The 25,943-nt window shown below is 44.8% G+C and carries 19 protein-coding genes and 1 riboswitch; of the genes, 10 read left to right on the top strand and 9 right to left on the bottom strand.

The window, feature by feature from the left end; all coding sequences use genetic code 11:
- The first annotated feature begins 117 nt into the window (after positions 1 to 117).
- Entirely contained in the window at positions 118 to 651 is a 534-nt protein-coding gene (locus L8S15_RS09930; RefSeq protein ID WP_010438960.1) for a DUF3332 domain-containing protein, read from the top strand.
- Between the two features lie 98 nt (positions 652 to 749).
- Here the strand turns inward: L8S15_RS09930 and dapD are convergent, their stop codons facing one another.
- Positions 750 to 1,781, bottom strand: coding sequence for a 2,3,4,5-tetrahydropyridine-2,6-dicarboxylate N-succinyltransferase (gene dapD / locus L8S15_RS09925; RefSeq protein WP_016785980.1), 1,032 nt, complete (start codon positions 1,779 to 1,781; stop codon positions 750 to 752).
- 505 nt (positions 1,782 to 2,286) lie between these two features.
- Between dapD and ushA the strand changes: the two genes are divergently transcribed.
- Positions 2,287 to 3,987 (top strand): bifunctional UDP-sugar hydrolase/5'-nucleotidase UshA, encoded by a 1,701-nt coding sequence (gene ushA, locus L8S15_RS09920; protein WP_016792172.1) that lies wholly within the window; start codon positions 2,287 to 2,289, stop codon positions 3,985 to 3,987.
- A 71-nt stretch (positions 3,988 to 4,058) separates the two neighbouring features.
- On the opposite strand, the gene L8S15_RS09915 is transcribed toward ushA, so the two are convergent.
- The 5 genes from L8S15_RS09915 to L8S15_RS09895 all read right to left on the bottom strand — a co-directional run bounded on the left by L8S15_RS09915 (position 4,059) and on the right by L8S15_RS09895 (position 8,350).
- A complete protein-coding gene (locus L8S15_RS09915; protein ID WP_010438967.1) occupies positions 4,059 to 4,700 on the bottom strand; it encodes a MarC family protein in 642 nt (213 codons plus the stop codon).
- 232 nt (positions 4,701 to 4,932) lie between these two features.
- Complete coding sequence (locus L8S15_RS09910) at positions 4,933 to 5,922, bottom strand: GGGtGRT protein (RefSeq protein ID WP_016790314.1); 990 nt, start codon at positions 5,920 to 5,922, stop codon at positions 4,933 to 4,935.
- A 24-nt stretch (positions 5,923 to 5,946) separates the two neighbouring features.
- Positions 5,947 to 6,639: an iron-sulfur cluster assembly scaffold protein gene (locus L8S15_RS09905; protein ID WP_016768344.1), complete on the bottom strand. Its 693-nt coding sequence runs from the start codon at positions 6,637 to 6,639 to the stop codon at positions 5,947 to 5,949.
- Between the two features lie 194 nt (positions 6,640 to 6,833).
- A riboswitch (Fluoride riboswitch) is annotated at positions 6,834 to 6,917 on the bottom strand.
- 154 nt (positions 6,918 to 7,071) lie between these two features.
- Positions 7,072 to 7,365 (bottom strand): YebG family protein, encoded by a 294-nt coding sequence (locus L8S15_RS09900; protein ID WP_010438976.1) that lies wholly within the window; start codon positions 7,363 to 7,365, stop codon positions 7,072 to 7,074.
- A gap of 88 nt (positions 7,366 to 7,453) precedes the next feature.
- Positions 7,454 to 8,350: a LysR family transcriptional regulator gene (locus tag L8S15_RS09895; RefSeq protein WP_280572882.1), complete on the bottom strand. Its 897-nt coding sequence runs from the start codon at positions 8,348 to 8,350 to the stop codon at positions 7,454 to 7,456.
- A 207-nt stretch (positions 8,351 to 8,557) separates the two neighbouring features.
- Here L8S15_RS09895 and L8S15_RS09890 point away from each other — a divergent pair, with 207 nt between their 5' ends.
- From L8S15_RS09890 to recD, 4 genes are all read left to right on the top strand, one after another.
- On the top strand, positions 8,558 to 9,508 hold the full coding sequence (locus tag L8S15_RS09890; protein WP_016797246.1) for a TDT family transporter: 951 nt from the start codon (positions 8,558 to 8,560) through the stop codon (positions 9,506 to 9,508).
- A 127-nt stretch (positions 9,509 to 9,635) separates the two neighbouring features.
- Positions 9,636 to 13,112, top strand: a complete 3,477-nt coding sequence (gene recC / locus L8S15_RS09885; protein ID WP_280572879.1) for an exodeoxyribonuclease V subunit gamma — start codon at positions 9,636 to 9,638, stop codon at positions 13,110 to 13,112.
- Between the two features lie 427 nt (positions 13,113 to 13,539).
- Positions 13,540 to 17,214: an exodeoxyribonuclease V subunit beta gene (gene recB / locus L8S15_RS09880; RefSeq protein ID WP_010438988.1), complete on the top strand. Its 3,675-nt coding sequence runs from the start codon at positions 13,540 to 13,542 to the stop codon at positions 17,212 to 17,214.
- Positions 17,211 to 19,451 (top strand): exodeoxyribonuclease V subunit alpha, encoded by a 2,241-nt coding sequence (gene recD, locus L8S15_RS09875; RefSeq protein WP_029189382.1) that lies wholly within the window; start codon positions 17,211 to 17,213, stop codon positions 19,449 to 19,451. The genes recB and recD overlap by 4 nt, the downstream gene beginning before the upstream one ends.
- A gap of 113 nt (positions 19,452 to 19,564) precedes the next feature.
- Here the strand turns inward: recD and L8S15_RS09870 are convergent, their stop codons facing one another.
- Both L8S15_RS09870 and argA read right to left on the bottom strand, forming a co-directional pair.
- Positions 19,565 to 19,756 (bottom strand): hypothetical protein, encoded by a 192-nt coding sequence (locus L8S15_RS09870; protein WP_008223046.1) that lies wholly within the window; start codon positions 19,754 to 19,756, stop codon positions 19,565 to 19,567.
- 279 nt (positions 19,757 to 20,035) lie between these two features.
- Positions 20,036 to 21,373, bottom strand: a complete 1,338-nt coding sequence (gene argA, locus L8S15_RS09865) for an amino-acid N-acetyltransferase (RefSeq protein ID WP_010438993.1) — start codon at positions 21,371 to 21,373, stop codon at positions 20,036 to 20,038.
- Positions 21,374 to 21,534: 161 nt separating this feature from the next.
- Here argA and L8S15_RS09860 point away from each other — a divergent pair, with 161 nt between their 5' ends.
- The 4 genes from L8S15_RS09860 to csdE all read left to right on the top strand — a co-directional run bounded on the left by L8S15_RS09860 (position 21,535) and on the right by csdE (position 24,595).
- Positions 21,535 to 22,008 (top strand): DUF2850 domain-containing protein, encoded by a 474-nt coding sequence (locus L8S15_RS09860; RefSeq protein WP_010438996.1) that lies wholly within the window; start codon positions 21,535 to 21,537, stop codon positions 22,006 to 22,008.
- Between the two features lie 81 nt (positions 22,009 to 22,089).
- Positions 22,090 to 23,202, top strand: a complete 1,113-nt coding sequence (gene mltA / locus L8S15_RS09855) for a murein transglycosylase A (protein WP_016787619.1) — start codon at positions 22,090 to 22,092, stop codon at positions 23,200 to 23,202.
- Between the two features lie 113 nt (positions 23,203 to 23,315).
- On the top strand, positions 23,316 to 24,125 hold the full coding sequence (gene tcdA / locus L8S15_RS09850) for a tRNA cyclic N6-threonylcarbamoyladenosine(37) synthase TcdA (protein ID WP_016768337.1): 810 nt from the start codon (positions 23,316 to 23,318) through the stop codon (positions 24,123 to 24,125).
- 41 nt (positions 24,126 to 24,166) lie between these two features.
- The gene (csdE, locus tag L8S15_RS09845; protein WP_016768336.1) at positions 24,167 to 24,595 is read left to right on the top strand and encodes a cysteine desulfurase sulfur acceptor subunit CsdE; all 429 of its coding nucleotides are present in this window, start codon (positions 24,167 to 24,169) and stop codon (positions 24,593 to 24,595) included.
- 83 nt (positions 24,596 to 24,678) lie between these two features.
- Here csdE and csdA read toward each other — a convergent pair whose 3' ends face one another.
- A complete protein-coding gene (gene csdA, locus L8S15_RS09840) occupies positions 24,679 to 25,890 on the bottom strand; it encodes a cysteine desulfurase CsdA (protein WP_016790317.1) in 1,212 nt (403 codons plus the stop codon).
- Between the last annotated feature and the right edge of the window lie 53 nt (positions 25,891 to 25,943).

The following is a 25,943-nucleotide window of genomic DNA, read 5'->3' as shown; positions in this document are numbered from 1 at the left end:
CTACGCTAAATGTTATGGAATCAATTTGTTAGGCTCTGAATTTCTGTACGTGAACAGGAAGACTGCTGTTTGGCTATGCAAGAAACTGAATCAATCATTGTGGCATAAGAGGGAACTATGAAAACAACAATTACAAAAGCCGTTGCAGTAGCAGCGATTGTCATGTCGTTAGCTGGGTGTGTTGGTAGTAATGCGGTTACTGGGAAACTAATGAAGTTTAACGTTGAGGTTGTAGACAACCGTTACGCTCGTGCCGGGGTCAACTTCTTGCTTGCTCCAGTTTACGCTTTAACATTCGCAGCCGATTACATCGTATTCAACTCGATCGAATTCTGGGTAGGCAAAAACCCACTCACTGGCGCGCCTCACATCTTTGATAGCAAAGTCGACACCATGATTGATGTGAACGACAGCCTAGATGATTCGCTGAAAGAAGCCCCACTTGGTTTCAACAATCGTCATATCGAGCAAGGCGAAATGCAACAAATCGATGAAAATACGATACGTATGGACATTACCTATAATGATGGCCAAAAAGCTGTACTGATGGGTGTTCGTGATGGCGACAAGGTCAGTTACTACATGGATGGAACATTGGTTTCAGAAACTTCTATTCAGGCTCTTGAGCAGCTGGCAGCCGAAAAAGCATAATCTAGTTTGTTTATTCTTATAAAAGAAAAGCCGCTGGATTAAACCCCCAGCGGCTTTGTAGTTTTTAGTATCTAGTAATTTAGCGTCTAACGTTTAGATTAGTTGTTGCTGTGTAGCTCGCTGTTTAGTTCAACAGCAGACTTGTTCGCTAGGCACTCAATTTGACCTGTGATCGAGTTGCGACGGAACAGCAGATCAGAAACGCCAGCAAGGTCACGAGCTTTAATGATTTCTACTTCGTTGCCTTCTTTATCTAGCATGCGAACTTTAGTTCCCGCAGTCACGTAAAGACCCGATTCAACCGTACAACGGTCGCCCATTGGGAAGCCAAGACCTGCATTTGCACCTAGTAGACAGTTTTCGCCGATAGAGATAACCATAGTACCGCCACCTGACAGAGTACCCATGATAGAAGCGCCGCCGCCGATATCAGAACCGTTACCCACAACAACACCAGCAGAGATACGACCTTCAACCATGCTCACACCAGTTGTACCTGCATTGAAGTTGATGAAACCTTCGTGCATTACTGTTGTGCCTTCACCTACGTGTGCGCCAAGACGAACACGAGAAGTATCAGCGATACGAATACCTGTTGGTACCACGTAATCCACCATTTTAGGGAATTTGTCTACGCAATCTACAGTCAGAGCACGACCAGCAAGACGAGCTTCAATTTGACGCTCCGCTAGTTCAGGAAGGTCGATAGGGCCTTCGTTTGTCCATGCGATGTTGTGCAGTAAACCGAAGATACCGTCTAGTACCGTACCGTGCGGTTGTACTAAGCGGTTAGAGATAAGTTGTAGCTTTAGGAAGCCTTCAGCAACAGATGCTGGCTTCTCGTCAGTAGCAAGAATAACAAGAACAAGTGGCTGTTCAGACGCTGCAGCTTTTTCTGCGAAAGATGCGTTTGCTGCCTCGTCGTTTGCTGCGAATGCTTTCGCTAGTTCTGCGCTTTGTGCAGCAGAGATTTCGATAGCTTGGTTGCCTTCAGAGTAACCTGATACTTCAGCCACTGCGGCCACAAGAGCGTCGCTTGGATTTAGAAGTGGATTAGGGAAGAACGCTTCAATAATTTTATTGTCGCGATTTGTGGTTGCCGTACCGAAGGCTAGTGAAAAGTAAGCCATGTTGAATCTCCATGTGTTGAGTCTTGATTTTGCTATTCAATAACAGAAGCTCGAATAACAAGCGCTGCCGTTAGCAAAGTTAATTTAATTGCGTTCATCATAAAGAGAGCGCCCTCGTTATGAAAGGGCGTATCGGGATAAAGTCTGTAAAATGATATTGCTTGTCTTTTTAGCGATAGTTTTCATTATCCGGATATTATACCTCGCTCTTAAACAGGGGCGTGCTTGCTTAAGTAGCGCTGTGCCATTTCATTTCCACACCTGACACTTATCTTTAGCCCATCCTCTTGTTAGCAGTATCAATAGAGTGAGTCACACTTTCTTTATAAATTCATGTTTATTATCAGAATTATTCGACTTCTGTTGATTAATCGCTTGTGCCTACAGTTAGGGTAAATACCCAATTTTCCAGAAGTGTAATTAAGAGAACGATCACTAAAACCCTGCAAGATGTCAGTATATTGCCTGCCATAACGACATTAAAACGATTAATAAAGGATCTTCTATGAATTTTACTAAGTCTTTACTGGTGCTCTCTATCGGCATAGCGATGGTTGGTTGTGGCTCGGATAGTGACGACATCACGGTAACGTGTGACACAGCTGCTTCTTGTACCAAGTTTACTGTGTTACATACTAACGATAATCACGGTCGTTTTTGGGAGAACAGTAAGGGTGAGTATGGGATGGCGGCTCGTAAGACGCTGATTGATAGTATTCGTGCAGAAGTTACTCAAAATGGTGGTGAGACGATACTATTGTCCGGTGGCGACATTAATACTGGTGTGCCAGAGTCTGATATGCAGGATGCGGTACCAGATTTTGTAGGTATGAATCTTCTTGGTTACGACGCGATGGCGTTAGGTAATCACGAGTTCGACAATAGCTTGGATGTGTTAGATATGCAGGCGGAATTGGCCGACTTCCCGATGCTAGCGGCTAATATTTATATCAAAGATGGAGACACAGTTACTGATGAACGCCTTTTCTCTCCATATAAAGTATTCACTATCAATGGCTTAAAGGTTGCGGTTATTGGCCTGACAACTAAAGATACGGCGAAATTAGTTAACCCTGACAACGTCGCGACGATTCACTTTGCCGACCCGCAAGTCGAAATCAAAAAAGCCATAAAAGAAATTGAGGCCAATGAAACGGTTGATTTGATTTTTGCTACGACTCATATGGGGCATTACGCAGATGGTCAGCATGGTAGTGAAGCGCCTGGCGATGTGTTGCTTGCTCGCTCTCTAGAAGAAGGTCAGTTAGATGCCATTATTGGCGGGCACTCTCAAAATCCTGTTTGTATGGAAGGTAATGAATATGCTGATTTCAATCCGGGAGATGACTGTAAGCCGGATCAGCAAAATGGTACCTACATCATGCAAGCTCACGAATGGGGTAAATATGTAGGTAGAGCTGATTTTGAGTTTTACGATGGAAAGCTGCATTTAGCGAAGTACGACCTGATACCCGTGAACTTAAAAGAGAAGGATGAAAATGGTGATTACCAATTTATCCAATCTGAAATTGAACCTAATTCAACAGTAATTGCTACTCTTTCCGCGTATCAGCAGCAGGGACAAGAGTTGTTAGATGTCATTATCTCTAAAACCGATGCGAAGCTTGAAGGTGACCGTAATGTGGTTCGATCTGAGCAAACTAACCTTGGTCATTTGTTAGGGGAAGCTTATCGCACTTATAAGTTAGTTAATGCTGATTTTGGTGTGATGAACTCTGGTGGTGTTCGTGACTCAATTGCGGCGGGTGATATTGCTTATCGTGATGTGCTGACGGTTCAACCTTTCGGAAACTTCGTGACTAAAGCAACGATGACAGGGGCTGAGGTTAAAGCATATTTAGACGTTGTTGCGACGATGACTGCAGGATCTGGCGCTTATGCCCAGCTCGACAATATTAGCTTAACCGTCGACTGTGATTTGAGTGATGTGACCATTCGAGATATCAATGGCAAAGGCTTTGATTTAGCGGACACCTACACGTTCTCCGTGATCAGCTTTAGTGCCGCTGGCGGTGATGACTACCCAATAATTGATGTTGATTCGACGCAGTTAACGGATGCCGCTGTGTTGCGCGAGTTCTTTGTTAATAACCCTAATGTCACTGCCGCGCAGTACGCACCAGCAGATGGTGATCTAATCTATATGAGTAATGGTTTAGAAGTGAAAGGCTGCCCAGCGAACTAATTCACAAACAAGCCTTAAAAAATAGCCAGCAAATTGCTGGCTATTTTTGTATTGGAATTTTGAGGTATTAACTAGATAAACAGCGCCTTGTAAGCCTGTTCTATCCCTTCAATCAACATCTGCATACCAATAACTGCAAGTATCAAACCCATCATTCGAGTAATTACGTTCAACGCACTTGGTCCGACAGCTTTAACAAAGCGCTCCCCGAATACAAACAGTATGTAGGTTAGGGTGCATAGGAGGCCAAACGCCACAATGGTAATGATGGTCTCGTAAATCCCCTCTGTACTGGCAAAGTTCATCGCAGTTGCAATGGTGCCGGGACCCGCTAGTATTGGCATGGCTAAAGGTGATACCGCGATACTCAATGCTGCATCTTGCTGCGCGTCTGAATTGACCTTCTCTTTTGCTTTGGCATGCGTCGAGTCACCTTGTAGCATGTGAAAACCAATCAGAAATACAAGAATACCGCCGGTTATGCGCAGTGCGTAAAGCGTGATACCAAACAGGTCAAAGATGAGCTTGCCGGAAATAGCAAAGGTACTCACGATGATAAAGGCGATGAACACTGAGCGGAAAGCGATCGACTTAACCATCTCTCTATTGCTATCAGCCGTTAAACCCAAAAATATTGGGGTATTGGCGATGGGATTCATGATGGCAAAAAAGCCCATGAATACGGTGATGGTATGAATGATCAACTCTTTCATATTATTCCTTTAAAAATATAAGGTTAAATACCTAGCGATAGGTGCATTTAATCTTATAGATAAATAACGATTAGGAATAGATAGTAGAGCAAATATGGATGAAAAACAGCCAGCTTCAAACTGGCTGTTTAGATTTAGTGATAGATGTCGAGGTTCATTTGCGCGTTATTGTCGGTTTATCAATTAACGGATTTCTTATGGAGCCTCTAATTAGATTTACTAAGTTCAGTCGTTAGGCGTTTTGAGCTTCACTAACAGCAACCGCGAGAGCGACTGTCGCGCCTACCATTGGGTTGTTACCCATACCGATGAAGCCCATCATTGCCACGTGAGCCGGAACAGAAGAGCTACCAGCGAACTGAGCGTCAGCGTGCATTCTGCCCATGGTATCTGTCATGCCGTAAGACGCAGGGCCTGCTGCCACGTTATCTGGGTGTAATGTTCGACCTGTACCGCCGCCTGAAGCAACTGAGAAGTAAGGTAAACCTTGGCGAGTACGCTCTGCTTTGTAGATACCTGCAACAGGGTGTTGGAAGCGCGTTGGGTTAGTTGAGTTACCTGTAATACTTACATCTACTTCTTCTCTGTGCATGATTGCCACGCCTTCACGTACATCATCAGCGCCGTAACACAAGATCTCTCCGCGAGGGCCTTGTGAGAAGCGGCGACGTTCTGTTTCAACAAGCTCACCCGTTTGGTAATCGTATTGAGTGCGCACGTAGGTAAAACCATTGATGCGAGAAATTAAGTAAGCCGCATCTTTACCTAGACCATTGAGTATTACCTTTAATGGGTTGTGACGTGATTTGTTGACGTTGAGTGCAATTTTAATCGCACCTTCTGCAGCAGCAAAAGATTCATGGCCCGCAAGGAAAGCAAAACAGTGGCTTTCTTCATTTAGAAGACGCGCAGCTAGCGCACCGTGGCCGATCCCCACTTGGCGTTGCTCAGCAACGCTGCCAGGTTTGGTGAATGCTTGAAGGCCTTCACCAATGATATTCGCAGCTTGTTCAGCGTTGCTTGCTTTGCGGAATAGAGCTAGTGCTGAACCAAGGATATAAGCATCGGCAGCGCTTTCAAAAGCAATAGGTTGGGTGTCCATCACCATGGCTTTTGGATCAACGTTGTGGGCTTTACAGTATTGGTTCGCTTGCTCTAAAGAGTCGAAGTTCATTTCTGCCAATACGCGAGTTACTGATTCATTAAATTGAGTGTTCATCATATCTTTCCTCTAAATTGGCAAAAATTATTGTTGGCGTGGATTAATGGTGGTTACAGCTTCATCGAAGCGACCGTAGGTTCCCATAGCAAGGTCTGCTGCTTCATTGGCTGACATACCTTGATTCATCGCCTTCATCATTTTGCCGAGGTTGAGATATTCGTAGCCAATTACTTCGCTATGGTCATCAAGTGCAAGCTTGGTCACGTAACCTTCGGCTAGCTCTAGGTAACGAACGCCTTTCGCTGAAGTTGAATAGCTAGTACCTACTTGACTACGTTGTGTTTGACCTAGGTCTTCTAATGCCGCGCCAATTTCTAGGCCGCCTTCAGAGAATGCAGATTGAGTTCGACCGTAAACAAATTGCAGAAAGATTTCGCGCATGGCTACGTTAATCGCGTCACACACTAAGTCAGTATTCAGGGCCTCAAGAATGGTTCTTCCTGTGAGGATTTCGGCTGCCATCGCGGCTGATTGAGTCATGCCTGAACAACCAATCGTTTCGATTAGTGCTTCTTCGATGATGCCGTTTTTTACGTTGAGCGTCAGTTTGGCTGCACCTTGTTGTGGTGCACAAGTGCCTACGCCATGGCTTAAGCCAGAAATAGCGATGACATCTTTTGGGCTAACCATGGCGCCTTCAACTGGAATTGGAGCTGAAGTGTGAAGATCACCCCTTTGAATAGGGCACATTGATTGAATTTCTGAAGAGTAGTGCATAATGTTTTCTCATTGATAGAGCCATTTAAGACCTAGGGCGTTGAGAAAACAGGACGTGTTGGAAGAGGTGCGGCTAATTCACTACAGATCTTGAGTATCGATAATCCAAAGGTGTCATGAAGCTTGGTCTTGATAGACTAAGTCCATTTCAAAATGGAGGAGTAGCGATACGTCCAACAGTATTACCTGTTTTCGATTCTGTAGGAGTCATTAGCACTGCTCGAAAGAACGGGCGGTTGAAGCAAAAGCTTAGGTGGAACCCCATCACCTGATGGCTATAGATTAGATCTTTATCACACTTTTGTGCAAGCGAATGTTTAGAGCGATTTCGACTATAACAAGCTTTATTATATTTCAATAAGTATAAAAAAACGCCAATAACGGACTCTTGTTAGAGGTGTTATTGACGTTTTTTAGAAAGGGAACAGCTAGTTATGCTGCATCTTCTTCTGCATCTTCAACAGCTTCAAGCTTCTTCGCTTTCTTTGGTACTGGTTTGCGCTTAGCGCCCAATGCGTAAAGAACTTCTTCTTTATTCTTCGCTAGGTACATTGCAAGTTCTTCTTGCTTGCCTTCATCTTCAACTAAATCGCTTTTGCCTAACAGTTCAAAAAGCTCATCAGCCATATCCAGCATTTTGTCGTATGCGTCAGCTTCGGCTTTAGAGGTAAAAGTCATTTTCTCTTCTCCGTTGCGTTCCACCACGTACTTGACGATAACAGCCATGGTTAATCCTCTAAGTTTGATAAATTTTACTGGCTTTTTATACAGTTTCTGGTGCAAAAAGTCCAGTTGAGGGCCTAACTATGCGGCCTCAATCTTGATGTGTAGCCCAGTCTTCACAATAACCCATGAAAGATTTCAGCAGTGGGCTTTGATATTTGTCTTTATGGACCAGTATCCAAAATCGGCGTTTCATGTCGAGTGGTACATCAAGTGCTTTCACTCGGCCTGAATCAATCGAGCGTTGTGCCGCTAAACGCGATAAACAGGCAAAGCCAAGACCTGCAGAAACAGAGTTGATGATCGCTTCCGTGGTATTTAGCTCAAATGACTCATACCAATGCTCTATACGAGGAGCAACGGTACGCAGGAAGAACTCACGAGTTCCTGAACCTGATTCCCTAAGTATCCAGTGGCTGCCTTCTAAATCTCTCAAATTAACTTTGTCTTTTGCCACTAAAGAGTGTTGATTACTAACAATAATACACATTTCATCGCTACTGAATTGGCTTGAGAGCAGTTCTGGATGAAGTGTTTTCCCTTCAATTAGCGCAATATCCAGTTCATAATCCACCAACTTTTGACAGATCAGGGCACTGTTTGAAATGAACAAGCTTTGATCTTGATGCTGAGTTCGCTCACGGAAGCCTGACAAAATAAAGGGTGCCACTTGATTACCAATCGTGTCACTCGCACCGACCTTTAGATTGCCACTTAATGGTTGGTCATCACGGAACAACACATCGATGCCTGCCGCTCGGTGAAGTATTTCATCAGCTAAGGGAAGCAACTTTTGTCCTTCCTGATTGAGAATTAATCGGTTGTTGACCCGGTCAAATAGAGAGTGACCCAGTTGTTTTTCCATTTCACCTAGCGCCATGCTCACAGCTGCCTTTGATAAAAACAGGGCTTCTGACGCTGAGGTAAGCGTTGAGTGTTGGGTAATGGTGACAAACACTTTGAGTTGTTTGATTGAAATATTAGCCATCAGATTCCTATTTCTACACTGTTGGTGAAATAAATTTCGTTCAGAATTAATGAACGCTTGTTATATATAATTGGATATTGTTAAACGAAGCGCAAGCGTATTATGGCTTCAACAAGCTGATGAGTTCACAAATTGAGTGAATTAAGTTTAAGAGAGGCTGACATGATTCAACGTATTAAATATAGATTAACAGGAGCTCCAACACCCATGGCTGGGTTGGCACTAGCAATTGCAAGCTTGGGCTGGTGTTGGGATGGCGTTTTAGTCGCGCAAGGTATCTTATCCACTCCGGGTTTGGTGCAGTGGATCAGTGCTGGTATTGCTGCGGTATTACTTCTTGTTTTAGCCGTGAAATTTTTAATTCATGGTCACCTTTTGCGTGAAGATCTTGCTCATCCTGTTGTCGGCAGTGTTGTTCCTACATTCGCGATGGGTTGTATGGTGGTTTCAGCTTCGTTGGCCCCAATCTCTCAGTTTCTGCAAGAAGCAATGTGGTTAGCTTCAGTGGCTTTGCATGTTGTTTTCTTAGTGAGCTTTTTGTACCACAGAGCTAAAAACTTTGAGATACACCACATGGTACCGAGTTGGTTTGTCCCACCGATCGGTATTATCGTGGCAGACGTTTCTTTCTCTGGGAACCCTATTTTAGAACCAGTGGCACACGCAACTTTAGTGTTTGGCTTGTTGGTTTATGCTGTAATGCTACCGCTCATGATCTACCGTTTGATCTTTTCTCATGAAGTGCCAGATGCAGCAAAACCAACCATTGCAATTATGGCGGCACCAGCGAGTTTATCTTTAGCGGGTTACTTAACGGTTACTGCAACACCTTCACCAGTGATCATTGGTCTGTTATTTGGTATAGCGGTGTTAATGACGTTCATTATTTACGTGGCGTTCTTCAAACTACTTCGCCTACCATTTAGCCCAGGTTACGCAGCGTTTACCTTCCCAATTGTAATCGGTGCAACAGCTTTGTTTAAATTGGCGGCTTGGATGCAAGTACAAGGTGTTGAAGCACACTACATTAGCCAAGTGTTCAATCTAGCGTACCTAGAACTGATTGTGGCAACCTTGGTGGTCGGTTATGTCGCTGTTCGTTACTACATGAACTACAAACCTCATCGTGTTTTAGGTGCGGTAGCGGGTCGACTGTAAGAAGCAATAGTTCAAAAGGTAAACAGAGCTTAAGCTTTCGGTATTTCATCAGCTTATATTCCTAATCCAAACTCAGCACTTATGCTAATCTGGCTTTATATTGTGGCAAGATTAGCGTGAGTGCACTTTGTTTACTGTTTACCATTCCAATAAAGTTGATACTTTAAAAATCCTTCTCGTTCACTTAATTAAAAGTGACCCTTTAGCCAATCCTTTCGAAAAAGAGCAGATCTTGGTTCAGAGCCCAGGCATGTCTCAATGGCTTAAGATGGAACTCGCCAAAGAGTTTGGCGTAGCAGCAAATATCGATTTCCCACTTCCAGCAACCTTCATTTGGGATATGTTTACCCAAGTGCTTCCTGATGTACCTAAACGCAGTGCTTTTAACAAAGAAGCGATGACGTGGAAGCTGATGAGTTTGCTACCCGCTAAGCTTGACCACCCTGATTTTTTACCTCTACAACGCTACCTTGAAAACGACGAAGATGATTCGAAGTTGTACCAATTGGCAGAGAAAATTGCCGATATCTTCGATGGATACTTGGTGTATCGACCGGAGTGGATGGCGATGTGGGAAGCGGGAGAGCCCGTTGCCGAGTTAATTGATGATGAGGGGCAACAAGAACATCCTTGGCAGCCAACTTTGTGGAAGACACTCTATGAGCAAACCCTGTCTCAAGGCCAATCGAAGTATCACCGTGGTAACTTGTATCACGACTTTATTGAAGCGTTAGCCAATCAACAAGGTCAGCTACAACACTTACCTAAGCGTCTGTTTGTGTTTGGTATCTCTTCGCTGCCTCCTCGTTATATGGACGCGTTGAAAGCACTTGGTGAGCAGATTGATGTTCATTTGATGTTTACCAATCCTTGCCAACATTATTGGGGCGATATTCGCGATCGTAAATACTTGGCAAGAGTTGAAGCGCAGCGTCGTAAGCAGTTTGCGTTGGTTGATGGTTTACCTCAGCTAGAAGGTGAAGTATCACCTTTGAAAGATGGCATTGAAGCCAACGTTGAAGATGAACTGCATACTAGCCAAGCTGTCGGTAATAGCTTGTTGGCGTCTATGGGTAAATTGGGCAGAGATAACCTGTTTTTGCTATCTCAATCAGACAGTGAAGAGCACGAGTTCTTTATTGATGTAGAGAGAGACAGCCTGCTCCATCAATTGCAAGCCGATATTCTCCAGCTAGAAGAACATCAAGATGATCACATCTTAGATTCCAGTAATCATAAACAGGTGGTTGAGCTTGGCGATCGCTCGCTGACCGTGCATGCGTGTCACAGCCCAATGCGTGAGGTGGAAGTCCTCCACGACCAACTGTTGGCAATGTTTGATGCAGACCCGACACTGAAACCACGCGATATCATCGTGATGGTGTCTGACATTAATGCTTATAGCCCAGCGATTCAGGCGGTATTTGGTAATGCTCCGGGTGAGCGTTATATCCCTTACTCGATCTCTGATAGAACGGCTGACCAAGAAAGCCCAATTCTGACCGCCTTCATGCAGTTGGTCGCGCTACCGAACACGCGTTGTTTAGCTTCTGAGTTATTAGAGTTATTAGAAATTCCAGCGATGATGGCACGCTTTGGTATCGATGAATTTCAATTCGAGCAAGCTAAGCTGTGGGTTGAAGAAGCGGGTATTCGTTGGGGCGTCGACTCGTCTACCGCAACGGAGTTTGACTTGCCTGCTACTGAGCAAAACACTTGGCTATTCGGTATCCAGCGCATGCTCTTAGGCTATGCGATGTCGGATTCCGCAGGTTTGTTTGAAACCGAACACTCTCCGATTGCTGCTTATAACGAAGTTCAAGGCATTAACGCCGAACTTGCTGGTAAGTTAGCGCACTTTATCGATCGTATTACCCATTACCGTCAACGCTTAACTGAAACACAATCTATCGATATGTGGCGTGAAATCTTGCTGCAAATGATTGATGATTTCTTTGCGGTCGAGCTGGAAGGCGAGGTGGTACTTAAGTCGATTCGTGATGCGCTTTCGCAACTGAATGAACAACTTGACGATGCCTTGTATGAACAAGAATTGTCGCCAAGCATTATCTACCAGTACCTCAATAATAAGCTATCTGGCGCGCGCATTAGCCAACGTTTCTTAGCTGGCCAAGTTAACTTTTGTACCCTGATGCCCATGCGCTCCATTCCGTTCAAAACGGTTTGTTTGTTAGGTATGAATGATGGTGTTTATCCTCGGTCAATGCCACCAGAAGGTTTTGATTTAATGAACGGACGCACTCGTCCGGGTGACCGTTCTCGTCGTGATGATGACCGATACCTATTCTTAGAGGCTATGTTGTCGGCGCAAGAGTGCTTGTACATCAGTTATGTCGGCCGTTCGATTCAAGATAATACTGAGCGAGTGCCGTCGGTATTGGTTTCAGAGTTAATTGAGTACTGCCAACAGAACTACTGCTTAAGTGAAGACCAATCCCTACCAAGTGATGATTCAGGTATCAAGCTGACTCAAGCGATCAGCTTTGAACATACCATGACACCATTTAGCCCTGCAGCCTTTACTCAAGGTGACGCAAACCATGTGCTGAGTTACGCCAAAGAATGGCTTCCTGCGGCTAACCGTTCCGGTGAACGTAGTGGTGAATTCAATCGTGCCTTGGATGACTATTTGTTGGGTGCAACGTACCCGTTGGAACTCGACTTGGTTGAGTTACAGCGTTTTTGGCGTTTGCCAGTGCAGTACTTCTTTAATCGCCGTCTAAAAGTGGTGTTTGAACCGCCACTTCCTGTGATGGAAGACGATGAGCCGTTCGTACTCAATGGACTAGAGAGCTTCCAGCTTAAAGATGCGCTGCTGCAAGTGTTGCTGGACCATCCTGAAGGTGCAGATGAAGCGGTGCGCCTGTTTGTCTCTGAGCAAAAAGCACAGGGTCGATTACCGGTCGGCGCCTTTGGTGATATCGAATTTGAAACCAACCGTGTTCAAGCGGAAGACTTAGCCAAAGAAATTCGATTTGTGAGCGGATCACCGCAGCAAGATCTCGAAGTGAATATCGAATTTGATGTGTTAGGCGAAGGCAAACCTGTTCGTTTGATGGGTTGGTTAACTAAAAACTATCAATCGGGTCTAGTTCGTTTCCGTAGCGGTAAAATACGCTCTCAAGATTATTTGGCAGCGTGGATTGATCATCTATGTTGTGCAGTGATGGGACATGGAAAAACGACCCATATTATTGGCTACGACAGAAAAGAAGGCGTGGTTCACCAAACGCTACAACCTATTGGCGATGCGCTTCAGGCGAAGAGTTTGCTGGCTGAGTTAGTACGACTGTTTTATCAAGGCATGACAGCACCACTGCCTTACTTCCCGAAAACCGCGTTAGCTGGTGTTGAAGCGGGCTTTAGCCGCGGTAAATGGGTTGATGACGAAGAAAAGTCCCTAAAGAAAATGGCTGATACCTTTAATGACAGCTTCGCCTTTACTGGCGAGGGTCGAGATACTTACATCTCACGTATTTGGTCTAAGTGGGATGATGCTCTGGCTGCTGAGTCGCGAATGTATTCAACGCTTGTGCTGCAGGCCGCAAGACTCGCCGCTGCCGATCTTGAAGATCAGGAATAATCGGCAGTGATCAGCAAGATCACCAACAATATGCTTATCAAAGAGATGCGTTTGAATAAAAGCATGGGAAATAAAGAGTTAGATGTAAACTTGGTGTGCAGGGCTTATAAAATGACGAGAGGAAGTCGTTTATGAGGAATCAAGGTACAGGAAATAAAGTGGCCGCCAGTAAATCATTATTAGTGTAGGGCGTTCGCTGTACGGCCACAGGTCAGAGGGACCATTATTCAGTGGTTCAAAGTAACGCATGAGTATAAAACTCGTAGGCGCTCCTGAACTCGTGGGCGCATAGTAGCGAGGCGATCTGAATTGATCCGTGAGAGAGATCGCACTAACTATTAACAAATTGGCGTAGGACGTAAATTGAATGACATTTTCTACGCTAGGTCACATTTGTAACAACACATTTATCAGAAGGCAGTAAGGCATGACGACTACAAGCAGTGCTCAGGTAATCGTTCCACAAACACTTGATACCATGACGTTTCCACTTCATGGCGCGCGTTTAATTGAAGCATCAGCGGGTACGGGTAAAACATTTACTATTGCTGGCTTGTATTTACGTTTACTGCTCGGGCACGGTACTGCTGCGCCGCAAGGCGATCTGACGGAAGCTACTCGACACCATGAGCCGCTGACCGTAGACCAAATTCTGGTTGTGACTTTTACTGAAGCGGCAACCGCAGAGCTACGCGATCGTATTCGTGCGCGAATCCATGATGCACGTATTGCGTTTGCTCGTGGTCAAAGTGACGACCCAGTGATTGCTCCTCTCTTACAAGCCATCGATGATCATGCTGGTGCGGCGAAAACTCTGCTCAATGCTGAAAGGCAAATGGATGAAGCGGCGGTATACACCATTCACGGTTTCTGTCAGAGAATGTTGACTCAGAATGCCTTCGAGTCTGGAAGCCGCTTTGATAATGAATTTGTGACCGATGAAAGCCATCTGAAAGCACAAGTGGTTGCCGACTATTGGCGTAAACAGTTTTATCCGTTACCCATTCAACTTGCAGGTGAGGTGCGAAATATTTGGGGTTCTCCCGCTTCGTTACTTGCCGATGTAAATCGCTATCTGACGGGCTCTCCGCTGAAATTGACGGTAGATGCGATGTCGGGAGACCTGCAAACTCTGCACAATCAAAACTTAGATAAAGTGAAGCAACTTAAGGCGTTGTGGTGTGAATCCGAAGCGGACTTTTTGGCTTTGATTTCTGGATCGGATGTGAATAAGCGCAGCTACACTAAGAAGTCTTTGCCGACTTGGTTAGAAGCCGTCACAGCATGGGCGCAAAGCGACACTCATGATTACCAGTTTCCAGATAAACTAGAGAAGTTCTCACAAGCAACGTTAATTGAAAAAACACCAAAAGGCACTGCACCTCAACACGCAGTTTTCGAAGCGATTGAAGACTTCTTAAATTCTCCAGCAGATCTAAAAGCTCCTTTGCTGGCACATGCGATTATTCATTGTCGAACTATGTTGGCTAAGGCTAAACAGCAGAAGCAGTGGTTATCGTTTGATGATTTGCTGACTCAGTTATCCGCGTCAATCGATGTAGATGAGCAATCACTGCTGGTGGAGAGAATTCGCACCTTATACCCAGTAGCGATGATTGATGAATTCCAAGATACCGATCCGTTGCAATACAGTATTTTTAGCCGAATCTATTTAGATAACCCGCAATGCGGTTTGTTTATGATCGGTGATCCGAAGCAGGCAATTTACGGCTTCCGTGGTGCGGATATCTTTACCTACATTAAGGCGAGAAACCAAGTTAGTGCTCACTACACGCTGGGGACTAACTGGCGTTCGAGTGCTGACATGGTCAGTGCGGTAAACCAAGTGTTTATGAATTCGGATAGCCCGTTTATCTATGATCAAGATATTCCATTCTTACCTGTCGCAGCCAGCCCGTCGGCTGACAAACGCCAGTGGGTGATGAATGGTGAAACTCAGCATGCATTGACCTTTTGGCTACAAGAAGCGGAAGATAAGCCATTATCGAAAGGCGAATATCACAAAGCCATGGCTGAGGCGACGGCGAGTCAAATTCAAACCATTCTGACCGCTTCTCAAAATCAACAAGCCTATTTTGATAACGGCAAAAAACAACATGCTGTGAATGCAGGTGATATTGCAGTCTTGGTTCGTACTGGTAGTGAAGGTCGCCTGATTAAGAACGCGTTGTCTGAACAAGGCATTGCAAGCGTGTATTTGTCTAACCGAGATAGCGTTTTCACCAGCTTGGTCGCACAAGATATTCAGCGTTTACTACAGGCGGTGCTGACACCTGAAAATGACCGTGCATTACGCGCCAGTTTAGCGTCGGAGTTGTTTGCTCTGGATGCCGCCTCATTGGATGAACTCAACAACGATGAAGTGGTTTGGGAAAACGTCGTTAACGAATTTCGAGAATATCGTAAGTTGTGGCTGCAACGTGGTGTGTTACCAATGCTTCGCAGTGTGATCAGTAAACGACATCTCGCGGAACGTTTACTGGAAGAAGAAAATGGTGAGCGCTCACTCACTGATTTAATGCACATTGGCGAATTGCTACAGCAAGCAAGGCAGGAACTCGACAGTGATTATGGCTTGCTGCGCTGGTTAGCAGAAGCGATTTCCGATGCTCAAAATGGTTTAGGTGGCAGTGAAGACGACATTCAACGCCTTGAATCAGAAAGAAACTTAGTTCAAATTGTTACTATTCATAAGTCGAAAGGCTTGGAATATGACCTCGTATTTTTGCCGTTCGTGGCGAGCTACCGAGAAGCGAGTGAAGGTAAATTCTACGACCATGACTCAGATACCACGGTACTTGATATTACGGGCAGTGATAGTGCTTTAGCACAAGCGGATAAAGAGCGATTGGCAGAAGATCTACGTTTGATTTACGTGGCGCTTACTCGTGCGGTTTATGGCTGTTTTATTGGTATGGCTCCTTTACGTAAAGGGCGCTCAACCAAAGAGCCGACCGGTGTTCACTTAAGTGCTATGGGCTACTTGATTCAAAACGGACAAGAGCAAGGCATTGCTGAGTTGCATCAAGCTTTGTCAGCGATTGAGGGTAAGAATTCAAGCGTATTACTGTCTGAAACTCCGACAGCTCACGAGCAAGTGTTTGTACAAACAGAGCAAGTGAGTGACGAGTTACAGGCCAACGAACTCAAGGCTTCAATTGACCGAGCTTGGCGAATCACCAGTTATTCGGGCTTAGTCAAACAGGGCAGTCACGGCGCGAGCCATGATGCGACCATTGAGGTGTCTGGTTTCGATATCGACTCAGCGGATGAACAAGACGAGTCGGAATTGATTGAACCGGAACGTTCTATATTTTCGTTCCCTCGCGGTGCTCGCCCAGGTACCTTCTTACATACCTTGTTTGAGGATGTTGAATTTACCGAGCCAGCAACCAGCGAATATAACACGCAAGTAATCACTCACTTATTAGAATCAGAGCAATACGAAATAGAGTGGTTACCTGTACTTCAACAACTTGTCGATACGGTGCTGAACACCGCGTTAGATGGTAAGGACTTAAAGCTAAGCAAGAAAGACTCAACGCAACGATTGGTCGAGATGGAGTTCTTGTTGCCGATAGAAGTGTTGGCCGCATCTGAGCTGAATCAAACCATTCAGTATCATGATCCCTTGTCGGCCAAGGCGGGCGACCTAGGTTTCCAAACCGTGCAAGGCATGCTGAAAGGCTTCATCGATTTAGTGTTTGAGCATCAAGGTAAATACTATGTACTCGACTGGAAATCGAACCATCTAGGTGATGATGTTGCCGTCTATCATGGTGAGGCATTGAAATCGGCGATGGCCGACCATCGCTATGATCTGCAATATCAAATCTATGCGTTGGCATTGCATCGCTTTTTACGCAGCCGCGTTGCTGACTACAGTTATGAGCAACATTTCGGTGGGGTTTATTACTTGTTCTTAAGAGGAATGGACGGACAATCTCAACAAGGTATTTTCTCGGCTAAACCAACCTTGGCTTTGCTCGATGAAATGGATCAATTGATTGACGGTAAAGTGATAGACAGACGTTTAGCACAATTGAATGACGATGAAACTGGACAGATGGGGCTTTTATAATGACAACGACCACTAATACCAGCATAGAGACAGCGAACTCAGTTAAGCCAGTTTCACTTATCCCTGAGCAACTCATGGATGTATTAAAGTTCCTCGCTGATAAGGGCTCAATTCGTCAGTTGGATTATCAATTTGCCCGTTTTATTGCTCAGCAAGCCGCGGCTCACTCTCAAGAAGTCGGTTTTCTCGCAGGGGTGGTGAGCCATGAATTAGGCAAGGGGCATATCTGTACTCAGCTTATACAGCAGTATACGGTAGGCCCTGAACAAACGGCGGATCTTGCTCAGTTACTTGGGTTGTACGGTGAAACGGCACTGCAACTGAATCAAAAGTTATTAGGTATTGATTGGGTGGCGGTACTTCAATCGTCAAACCTAGTTGGCACAACTAATGATTGCGTTAAGCCGCTGATGTTTGATGGACAGCGAGTTTATTTACAGCGCTATTGGAACTACGAAGTTGTGTTGGCTGAAACGTTAAACCGTTTAAGTAAGCCAGTAGAGTTCAATATTGAACAGAAGAAGGCGCTGACTGAAACGCTGAATCAGTTATTCGCACGCAGTTATCACTTTTTGTTTAACGCATTAGCCAAGGCTGGTTCGAGTCAACAAACCTCTCAGGTGTTACGCCAACAGTTGGTGTGTGACCATCTCGATATCGTTGATGAACAGGCTCTAGATTGGGGCGCGATCGACCAAGTGATTGTTCAAGCCAAGCAAGTAATGGATCTAGAGGTGTTGGATAGCCTAGTGCCGTTATCCGTCTGTTTGAACTGGCAAAAGGTCGCAGCAGCAGTGGCGTTAAGTCGTCGTTTTGCTGTGATTTCTGGTGGGCCGGGTACTGGTAAAACGACCACGGTAACCAAATTACTGTCGGCTATGGTCGAGCAATCGTTAAGCCAAGGTAAAACACCGACGATCAAGCTAGTGGCACCGACAGGTAAGGCGGCGGCACGTTTAACAGAGTCGATTGGCAAAGCGATTGAGCAGCTGCCTTTAGCGCCTGAAGTAAAAGCCAACATACCAACGGAATCGAGTACTTTACACAGATTACTCGGCGCGATCCCTAATCGAGCGGAATTTAGACACAACCGACGTAATCCACTTCACCTTGATATCTTGGTGGTGGATGAAGCTTCGATGGTCGACTTATCCATGATGTATAAGCTGGTGGATGCACTCCCTGAACACGCAAGGCTTATCTTGTTGGGGGATAAAGACCAACTCGCTTCAGTTGAAGCGGGCGCGGTGTTAGGTGATATCTGCTCGTTTAATTCAACAGGCTACAGCACAGCGCAAGGTAATTTGATTGCGGAGATGACAGGCTTTGACGCGATAGCTAATACAGGGCAGGTCAAAGCTGGATCGGTTAACCCTCCTGCGATTGCAGATAGCTTGTGTATGCTGCAGAAGAGTTATCGTTTCGATGCTCGTTCAGGTATCGGGCAGTTGGCAAAAGCAATCAATAACGGCTCTGCTAATCAGGTCGATCAAGTGTTTGCTAAAGGATTTGGAGACATTGAAAATCACCCGCTGTCGAGTGATAGCTATAACTTGATGCTGCGTACCTTAGTTAATGAGTATGGTGAGTATCTCAATAGAATGAATGTTCCTTTAAACGAGCTAGAGACTCAAGAAGCGCGAGCTAAATCGGTTCTCGATTTGTTCAGCAAATGTCGATTGCTGTGCTCCGTTCGTGAAGGCGATTTTGGTGTTAAAGGTTTGAATAACAGGATCGAAAGGGCGCTAGCAGCAAGACGTTTGGTGAATCCGCACAATGACGAATTGTGGTATCACGGGCGACCAGTAATGGTAACGCGTAATGACCATGGTTTAGGTTTATATAATGGTGATATTGGTATCTGCATGCTTGAGGCCGATTCCAGTAGTGCTTCTTATGATATTTCCCATTCAATAGCTGCGAGTTCTGCGCCTAGATTGAAGGTGTATTTTGAATTGCCGGATGGCAGCGTGAAAGCGGTGCTTCCAAGCCGAGTTCCCGATCATGAAACGGCTTATGCGATGACGATTCACAAATCTCAGGGTAGCGAATTTGATTTGACCTTAATGATCCTGCCGCCAGATTTTAGCCCGATTCTAACGCGAGAGCTTATCTATACCGGTATTACGCGTGCAAAGAAACGATTGATGATGTTCAGTGATACCAATGTACTAAAACGTGGTATTAAAGTGAAAACAGAGCGAGTTAGCGGTTTAGGAAGTCGTTTAACCGGCTAATGAGTTGTTCACTTTAACTGTTAGTGGGTTCTAGTGAGGGGTAACGCAGCTAAATGGCTAAATGGCTAAAAGGTAGTACATAAAGCAACCATCCCTGGTCGCTTTGAGCGTTATTAAGAATCTGTTCCTAAAAACGCTCGAGTAAATGATATATGGTTTATCTTGTATTTGGCTTGGCAGTTCAAGATAAACTCTTTTAGATTCTCGCTCACAGGGAAAACGCAGTGTACGTCTAAACCTTCTAAGAATTGGTTATCAGCCATATCCCAAAAACTTTGCAGCGAATTACAAACAATGGTTCTCATATCAATGTTGCTCTTTTTGCTGTTTATATTAACGCTCAACATATTGATGTCGTGCTAAACGTTAACGGGGATAGCAATCCGTGCAGTGACCTCCTCAATGTTACAGGTTCAAACATTGGGGGTATTCCAATAAAAACGTTTGTTTATATCCATAAAACGTGCAAATTCTATACAATTATTGGTGTGAGTTAAAGTGCATACTTGATAAAACTCATATAGTAAACGATTACATTTGCAATTATTTTTGGAACAAAGTGAGATTTCGATCTAAATTTTTAATTATACGTTCAATGCTAAGATTTTTGAATTTCGTTGATAGTTATAAAGCCCCTGCTTTTCCATCGGTAATTCATCAACCCCAATCTCGTAAAACCCTTGTTCGCGGAACCAATGAAGGCTGTGCGTGGTAAGAACAAATATCTGGTCGATATCTCGAGACTTGGATTGGTGACGCATGTAATCCAGTAGCAATTGACCACGGTTCCCATCTCGATAATCAGAGTGGATAGCGACGCACGCCATCTCTGCCATGTGATCTTCTGGATACGCATAAAGCGCAGCGCACCCAATAATAAGCCCGTCTTTTTCAATAATGGTAAAGCGATGGATCTCCTGTTCTAACTGCTCTCTTGAGCGACGAACTAAGATACCCTGTTCTTCCAGGGGCCGAATGAGATCAAATATGCCACCAATATCATCAATCTGAGCTTGTCTTACTTGCTCAGCACTTGCCATCACGACTTGGGTACCAATACCGTCAAAAGAGAACAGCTCTTGGATTAACGCGCCATCGACCTTGTAACTGATTAAGTGGCAACGTGGAACACCGGCTCGACAAGCGGAGATAGCACCTTTTAGGAAGCGTAGTGTTCCCGTGCTCATATCTTCGGTCGGATTCTGAGACTCCGTTAAGCGTTCTAGGATTTGTTTAGCGTCTTTAGGGAACAGTTCGGCGAGTACATTACCGCTTTCGTCGGTTACCCCTTGTTCGGAGCAAAATCCAATCAGCTTGTCTGCCTTTAAGCGAATCGCGACTTGTGTTGCGACTTCTTCAGAAAGCAGGTTAAAACTTTCTCCTGTCACGGAGCTAGCAATTGGACCTAACAGGACAATAGAGCCTTGATCAAGTGTGCGATTAATCCCTTCGATATCGATTCGACGAATACGTCCGCTGTGGCAATAATCCGTACCGTCATCTACGCCTAGCGGCTGAGCCGTAATGAAGTTACCACTCATCACATTCAGTTGAGTGCCTGCCATTGGGGTGTTATTAAGGCTCATCGAAAGACGAGCTGTAATAGCCAGCTGTAATTGACCTGCGGCTTGCATCGCTACCCCTAAAGAATATTCGTCAGTGACTCTAATGTTCTTATGGTAAGGCGTATGGCAATCTTGCTTTGCTAGCAGCTGATTTATCTGTGGTCTTGCCCCGTGAACGAGAACAATCTTGACTCCTAGGCTGTGGAGTAGGGCTATATCACTAATAATGTTGCCGAAATTTTTGTCAGCAACAGCTTCGCCTCCTAGCATAATGACCATGGTTTTGCCACGGTGAGCATTTACGTAAGGTGTTGATTGTCTGAAGCCTTTTACTAGCGCTGTACTTCTTAATTTCACAGAACAAGTCCATTTTGTTTATTTATTCGATAATTTAGCATTTAAATTCAAATTTAAACAACATGTTTTTGGAATAAAGCGCAAACTATTCTCATCGAGACTTCATTATACAAACGGTCTCAGTGTAGAATATATACAGCATCTTTATGAGTAGTAACCGAATGCAGCAAGCGCCAGCAAGAAAGAACAAGATCGATGAGATAACGGAAAACCTTTACAGCGAAGCAGAACAACGCAATCAGTCTAAATTGAAGCGTAAGATCATCGAACGTTGCTTGATGGTATTGGCCCTAGTGGGTTCATTTGCTGTGGTTTCTTTATTCAGCGATGTGCTTTCACGAGTACAAGATGCAGCAACGCCTGACCACTTGTTGTATGGCACTTGGGTAGAGCAGGACGTTGCACATTATGTAACGGACGAATTTGTGCTCAATGCCAATGGTGTGTCAGTGCGAGGATCTGTTGTGTCGACTAGTTTTGATTTCGATGGGAACTACTTCGAATATAAGACGGGAGATAGAGCCTATCGTTTTCGTATCACTAACTCTGACAACACAGAGATGGTGCTCGATTCAGACGCTCACTATAATCCTGTCTTCCGTCTTAAGGGACATATGGTTAATTCAGTTCGATAGGTTATCTTACTGTAAACTCTTACAATCTAAGATTGTGTTATCTGACCGTTTTTGTCATCCTCGATGCATAGAATTTTTAGGATGACTCTTGTGATTAAAAAATGGCTTCCCCTTGTTGCTGCCTCTTTACTATTTGGCTGTGCTCAACCCACCGATCGTGCTCAACAACACCTTGATGATGAATTTCCTCGTACCTTAAATAAGGTCGATCAGGTTGAATCCAACAAACCAAGAGACTACACCGCATTTGCAGAACAAGCTGAGATGGTGGTTTCTAAATCTCCTTCAATGGCTAAGATCTATGAACCGTTGTATCAGCAACTCAATGAGTGGGCGATGCTGAGTGGCGATCCTAGCGAATTAGCTAATTTCGGTGTTCAAACCGCTCAACTTGGTGGTGGCGATAAGCAAGGTAATGTTTTGTTTACTGGTTACTTTTCTCCAGTCATAGAATTACGCCATGAAGCGAACGAAGAATATCAATTTCCTGTCTATGGGCTCCCTGATTGCGGTAAAGAGTGTCCCACTCGCGAAGAAATCTACAATGGTGCGTTGGATGGGCAAGGCCTTGAACTTGGCTATGCAGCAAACCGTATCGACCCGTTTATGATGGAAGTGCAAGGTAGTGGCTTTGTGCATTTTGGTGACGACGACACGCTCAAGTACTTTGCTTATGCAGGAAAGAACAACAAAGCTTATGTGAGTATTGGTCGTGTATTGATCGATAGAGGCTTGGTTCCTCGTGAAAAAATGTCACTGAAAGCAATCAAAGAGTGGGTATTGGCGAATGAGCCTGAAGTGGTAAAAGAGCTACTTGAACAAAACCCTTCTTTTGTATTCTTTAGTTCTAGAGCAGATTTGTCGGTAATGGGAAGTGCTGGTATTCCATTGTTACCAATGGCTGCCGTTGCTGGAGATCGTTCGATATTACCTATGGGTACACCTATTTTGGCTGAGGTTCCATTGTTGAATGCCGATGGCACGTGGAGCGGCGCGCACCAACTAAGATTGTTACTGGTTTTGGATACGGGCGGCGCAGTTAAGCAGAACCATTTAGATCTCTACCATGGTATGGGGCCAAGAGCGGGTACTGAAGCGGGTCACTATAAGCACTTTGGTCGTGTATGGAAACTTGGCCTAGATGGCTCTGCAACCGAAGCGCCTTGGGCTTTGCCTCCTGAGAAGGTTGAGTAAACGACGATAAAATAGGGCATTGAAAGCGAATCGCTAATCCCCTAGACTTTTAATTCAAGAGTGCGTATAAAACGCACTCTTTTCTTTTTCTCAGAAATAAATTGGCGGCAATAATGCGTGAATTGACCACACCAGCTTCAGAAAACTATGACCAACGATTTGGTGGCACTCGCCGTCTGTATGGCAATAGTGAAGTCGACATACTTAGAGCGGCACATGTGTGTGTGATCGGTATTGGTGGCGTCGGTTCATGGGCGGTTGAAGCGCTTGCACGTACTGGTTTAGGTGAGCTAACGTTGATCGATATGGATGACGTGTGCGTGACTAACATTAACCGTCAGATCCACGCTATGTCGGGTACGGTTGGCAAGAGCAAAATCGAAGTGATGGCTGAGCGCGTTAAGTTGATTAACCCTGAGTGTAAAGTGAACCTGATTGATGACTTTATTGGTCCTGACAATCAGGCTGAGTATTTGTCGAAAGAGTTCGATTTTGTTCTCGATGCGATTGATAGCATGAAAGCTAAAGCTTCGCTGTTGGCGTATTGTCGTAGTAACAAAATCAAAGTGATCACCACGGGTGGTGCGGGTGGCCAAGTCGACCCAACTCAAATCAAAGTGGCTGATCTGACTAAGACGATTCAAGACCCGTTAGCGAAGAAGTTGAAAGACACATTACGTCGTCATCACAATTTCCCTAAGAACCCAGCACGTAAGTTTGGCATCGATTGTGTGTTCTCGACTGAGCAACTTAAATACCCTCAAGCTGACGGCAGTGTATGTGCTGCGAAAGCGACCGCAGAAGGGCCAAAACGAATGGATTGTGCGACAGGTTTTGGCGCAGCAACGGTGGTAACGGCTACGTTTGGTTTTGTGGCGGTTTCACGTATCGTAGAAAAGATCGTTCAAAAGCATACTAAGTAACTCGTTACTTTGAGCTTACTAAGAATTTACTGGATATAAAAATGACGTCATTTCCAAGTTCTCCATTCGGCCAAGAAATTACCAGTGATGATATTGTCGCAAAGATGCAGACTTTCAGCGGTTGGGAAGACCGTTATCGTCAAGTGATTCAATGGGGCAAGAAACTGCCAACCATGCCTGACGAGCTGAAAAATGAGCAGGTTGTTGTTTCTGGTTGTGAAAGCCAAGTCTGGCTAGTTTCTCAGAACATCGACGGTGTTTGGTACTTTTGTGCTGATTCTGATGCTCGTATCGTTCGCGGCCTTATCGCATTAGTGATGTCTGCTTTTGATGGAAAAACATCAGCACAGATACAATCGTTCGATATTGATAGTTACTTTGAAAACATCGGTCTAATTACTCATCTAAGCCCATCTCGCGGTAATGGATTAAAAGCGATTGTTGCTCAAATCCAAGAGCTAAGTGCTTAGCATCTCTTAGATATACAGAAACAAAAAGGGTTGGCGCTAAACGCCAACCCTAAATAATTTCGCTACTCGTTATTCTTTACTATTTATAGCATATCAACGGCTTTTTCTATCGCCGCAACGAGCTTTTCAACATCATCCATGTTGTTGTAAATACCAAATGAAACTCGAACCGTTCCTTTTACATTAAGCGCATCCATCAATGGGTGAGCACAATGATGTCCTGCTCGAACCGCAATACCTTGTTGATCCAACAGTGTCGCAATATCTTGATGGTGAACACCGTCCATCACAAAAGTAATCACACTTGAATTGGGTTTGTAGCCAAGAACCTGGATATCATCCAATTGGTTGAGTGCTTGGTAGGTTTTCTGTTGTAGCTGGTGGATGTGAGTTTCCACATCGTGCTGCTCAAACTTATGTAACCATTCTATCGCTGTACTTAATGCGATGGCTCCCGCCACGTTTGGCGTGCCAGCTTCAAATTTACCAGGCAGTTCAGAAAATGTGGTGCCAGAGAAAGAGACGCGCTCGACCATTTTGCCACCACCATGCCAAGGTGGCATTACTTCGAGCAATTCAAGTTTGCCATAAAGGACACCGATACCTGCAGGGGCATAGAGCTTGTGCCCTGAGAAAACATAGAAATCCGCATCTAAAGAAGAAACATCAACTGGCTCATGAACGATGCCTTGTGCGCCATCGACCACAACAATCGCATTCTTCATGTGGGCTTTTTCTATGACAGCTTTAATCGGCTGACGAGAACCGGTAACGTTGGTTATCTGAGCTAATGCAACAATTTTGGTCTTATCATTAAGCAGATGATCAAAAGCTTGTAGATCAAATTCACAATCTGATGTCATCGGTACTTTAACGACTCTAGCGCCGGTTTGTTCTGCCACAATTTGCCAAGGTACAATGTTGGCGTGATGCTCCATTTCGCTAACCAAGATCTCATCGCCGGGCTGAAGCGTGCTTCTTGCGTAGGTTTGAGCAATTAGGTTGAGCGCTTCGGTGGCACCGCGAGTCCAGATGATCTCTTTTGACGATGTCGCGCCAATAAACTGAGCGACCTTATCTCTTGCTGCTTCAAACTGACTGGTCGCGTTCGCTGTTAAGCTGTGGCTACCACGATGAACATTGGCATTTTGCTTGGAGTAATACTGGCTAATGGCATCAATAACCACCTGAGGTTTTTGTGTCGTTGCCGCGCTGTCTAAGTAAATCAACGGTTGTTGGTTGATGGTTTGTGATAGCGCAGGAAACTGCTCTCGGATGTGATTGATATCAAGCATCTATTTTTACCTAAAATCTTGGAAATTGGTGCTAGCGTTATGCTGAGCGGTAT

This window comes from Vibrio sp. S/42/10, assembly GCF_029890535.1.
In the GTDB taxonomy this organism is placed as follows: domain Bacteria; phylum Pseudomonadota; class Gammaproteobacteria; order Enterobacterales; family Vibrionaceae; genus Vibrio; species Vibrio cyclitrophicus.
The sequence above is the reverse complement of the archived record's forward strand: the minus strand, read 5'-3'. Positions and strand labels throughout refer to the sequence as shown.

What these genes read in the sequence shown, in the direction of transcription:
- dapD (WP_016785980.1), bottom strand. Translation starts at nt 1,781, where the DNA reads ATGGCTTACTTTTCACTAGCCTTCGGTACGGCAACCACAAATCGCGAC.
- L8S15_RS09890 (WP_016797246.1), top strand. Translation starts at nt 8,558, where the DNA reads ATGGCTGGGTTGGCACTAGCAATTGCAAGCTTGGGCTGGTGTTGGGAT.
- tcdA (WP_016768337.1), top strand. Translation starts at nt 23,316, where the DNA reads ATGCGTGAATTGACCACACCAGCTTCAGAAAACTATGACCAACGATTT.
- L8S15_RS09870 (WP_008223046.1), bottom strand. Translation starts at nt 19,756, where the DNA reads ATGAGAACCATTGTTTGTAATTCGCTGCAAAGTTTTTGGGATATGGCT.
- L8S15_RS09930 (WP_010438960.1), top strand. Translation starts at nt 118, where the DNA reads ATGAAAACAACAATTACAAAAGCCGTTGCAGTAGCAGCGATTGTCATG.
- L8S15_RS09895 (WP_280572882.1), bottom strand. Translation starts at nt 8,350, where the DNA reads ATGGCTAATATTTCAATCAAACAACTCAAAGTGTTTGTCACCATTACC.
- L8S15_RS09915 (WP_010438967.1), bottom strand. Translation starts at nt 4,700, where the DNA reads ATGAAAGAGTTGATCATTCATACCATCACCGTATTCATGGGCTTTTTT.
- csdE (WP_016768336.1), top strand. Translation starts at nt 24,167, where the DNA reads ATGACGTCATTTCCAAGTTCTCCATTCGGCCAAGAAATTACCAGTGAT.
- csdA (WP_016790317.1), bottom strand. Translation starts at nt 25,890, where the DNA reads ATGCTTGATATCAATCACATCCGAGAGCAGTTTCCTGCGCTATCACAA.
- L8S15_RS09860 (WP_010438996.1), top strand. Translation starts at nt 21,535, where the DNA reads ATGCAGCAAGCGCCAGCAAGAAAGAACAAGATCGATGAGATAACGGAA.
- recB (WP_010438988.1), top strand. Translation starts at nt 13,540, where the DNA reads ATGACGACTACAAGCAGTGCTCAGGTAATCGTTCCACAAACACTTGAT.
- ushA (WP_016792172.1), top strand. Translation starts at nt 2,287, where the DNA reads ATGAATTTTACTAAGTCTTTACTGGTGCTCTCTATCGGCATAGCGATG.
- mltA (WP_016787619.1), top strand. Translation starts at nt 22,090, where the DNA reads ATGACTCTTGTGATTAAAAAATGGCTTCCCCTTGTTGCTGCCTCTTTA.
- L8S15_RS09910 (WP_016790314.1), bottom strand. Translation starts at nt 5,922, where the DNA reads ATGATGAACACTCAATTTAATGAATCAGTAACTCGCGTATTGGCAGAA.
- L8S15_RS09900 (WP_010438976.1), bottom strand. Translation starts at nt 7,365, where the DNA reads ATGGCTGTTATCGTCAAGTACGTGGTGGAACGCAACGGAGAAGAGAAA.
- L8S15_RS09905 (WP_016768344.1), bottom strand. Translation starts at nt 6,639, where the DNA reads ATGCACTACTCTTCAGAAATTCAATCAATGTGCCCTATTCAAAGGGGT.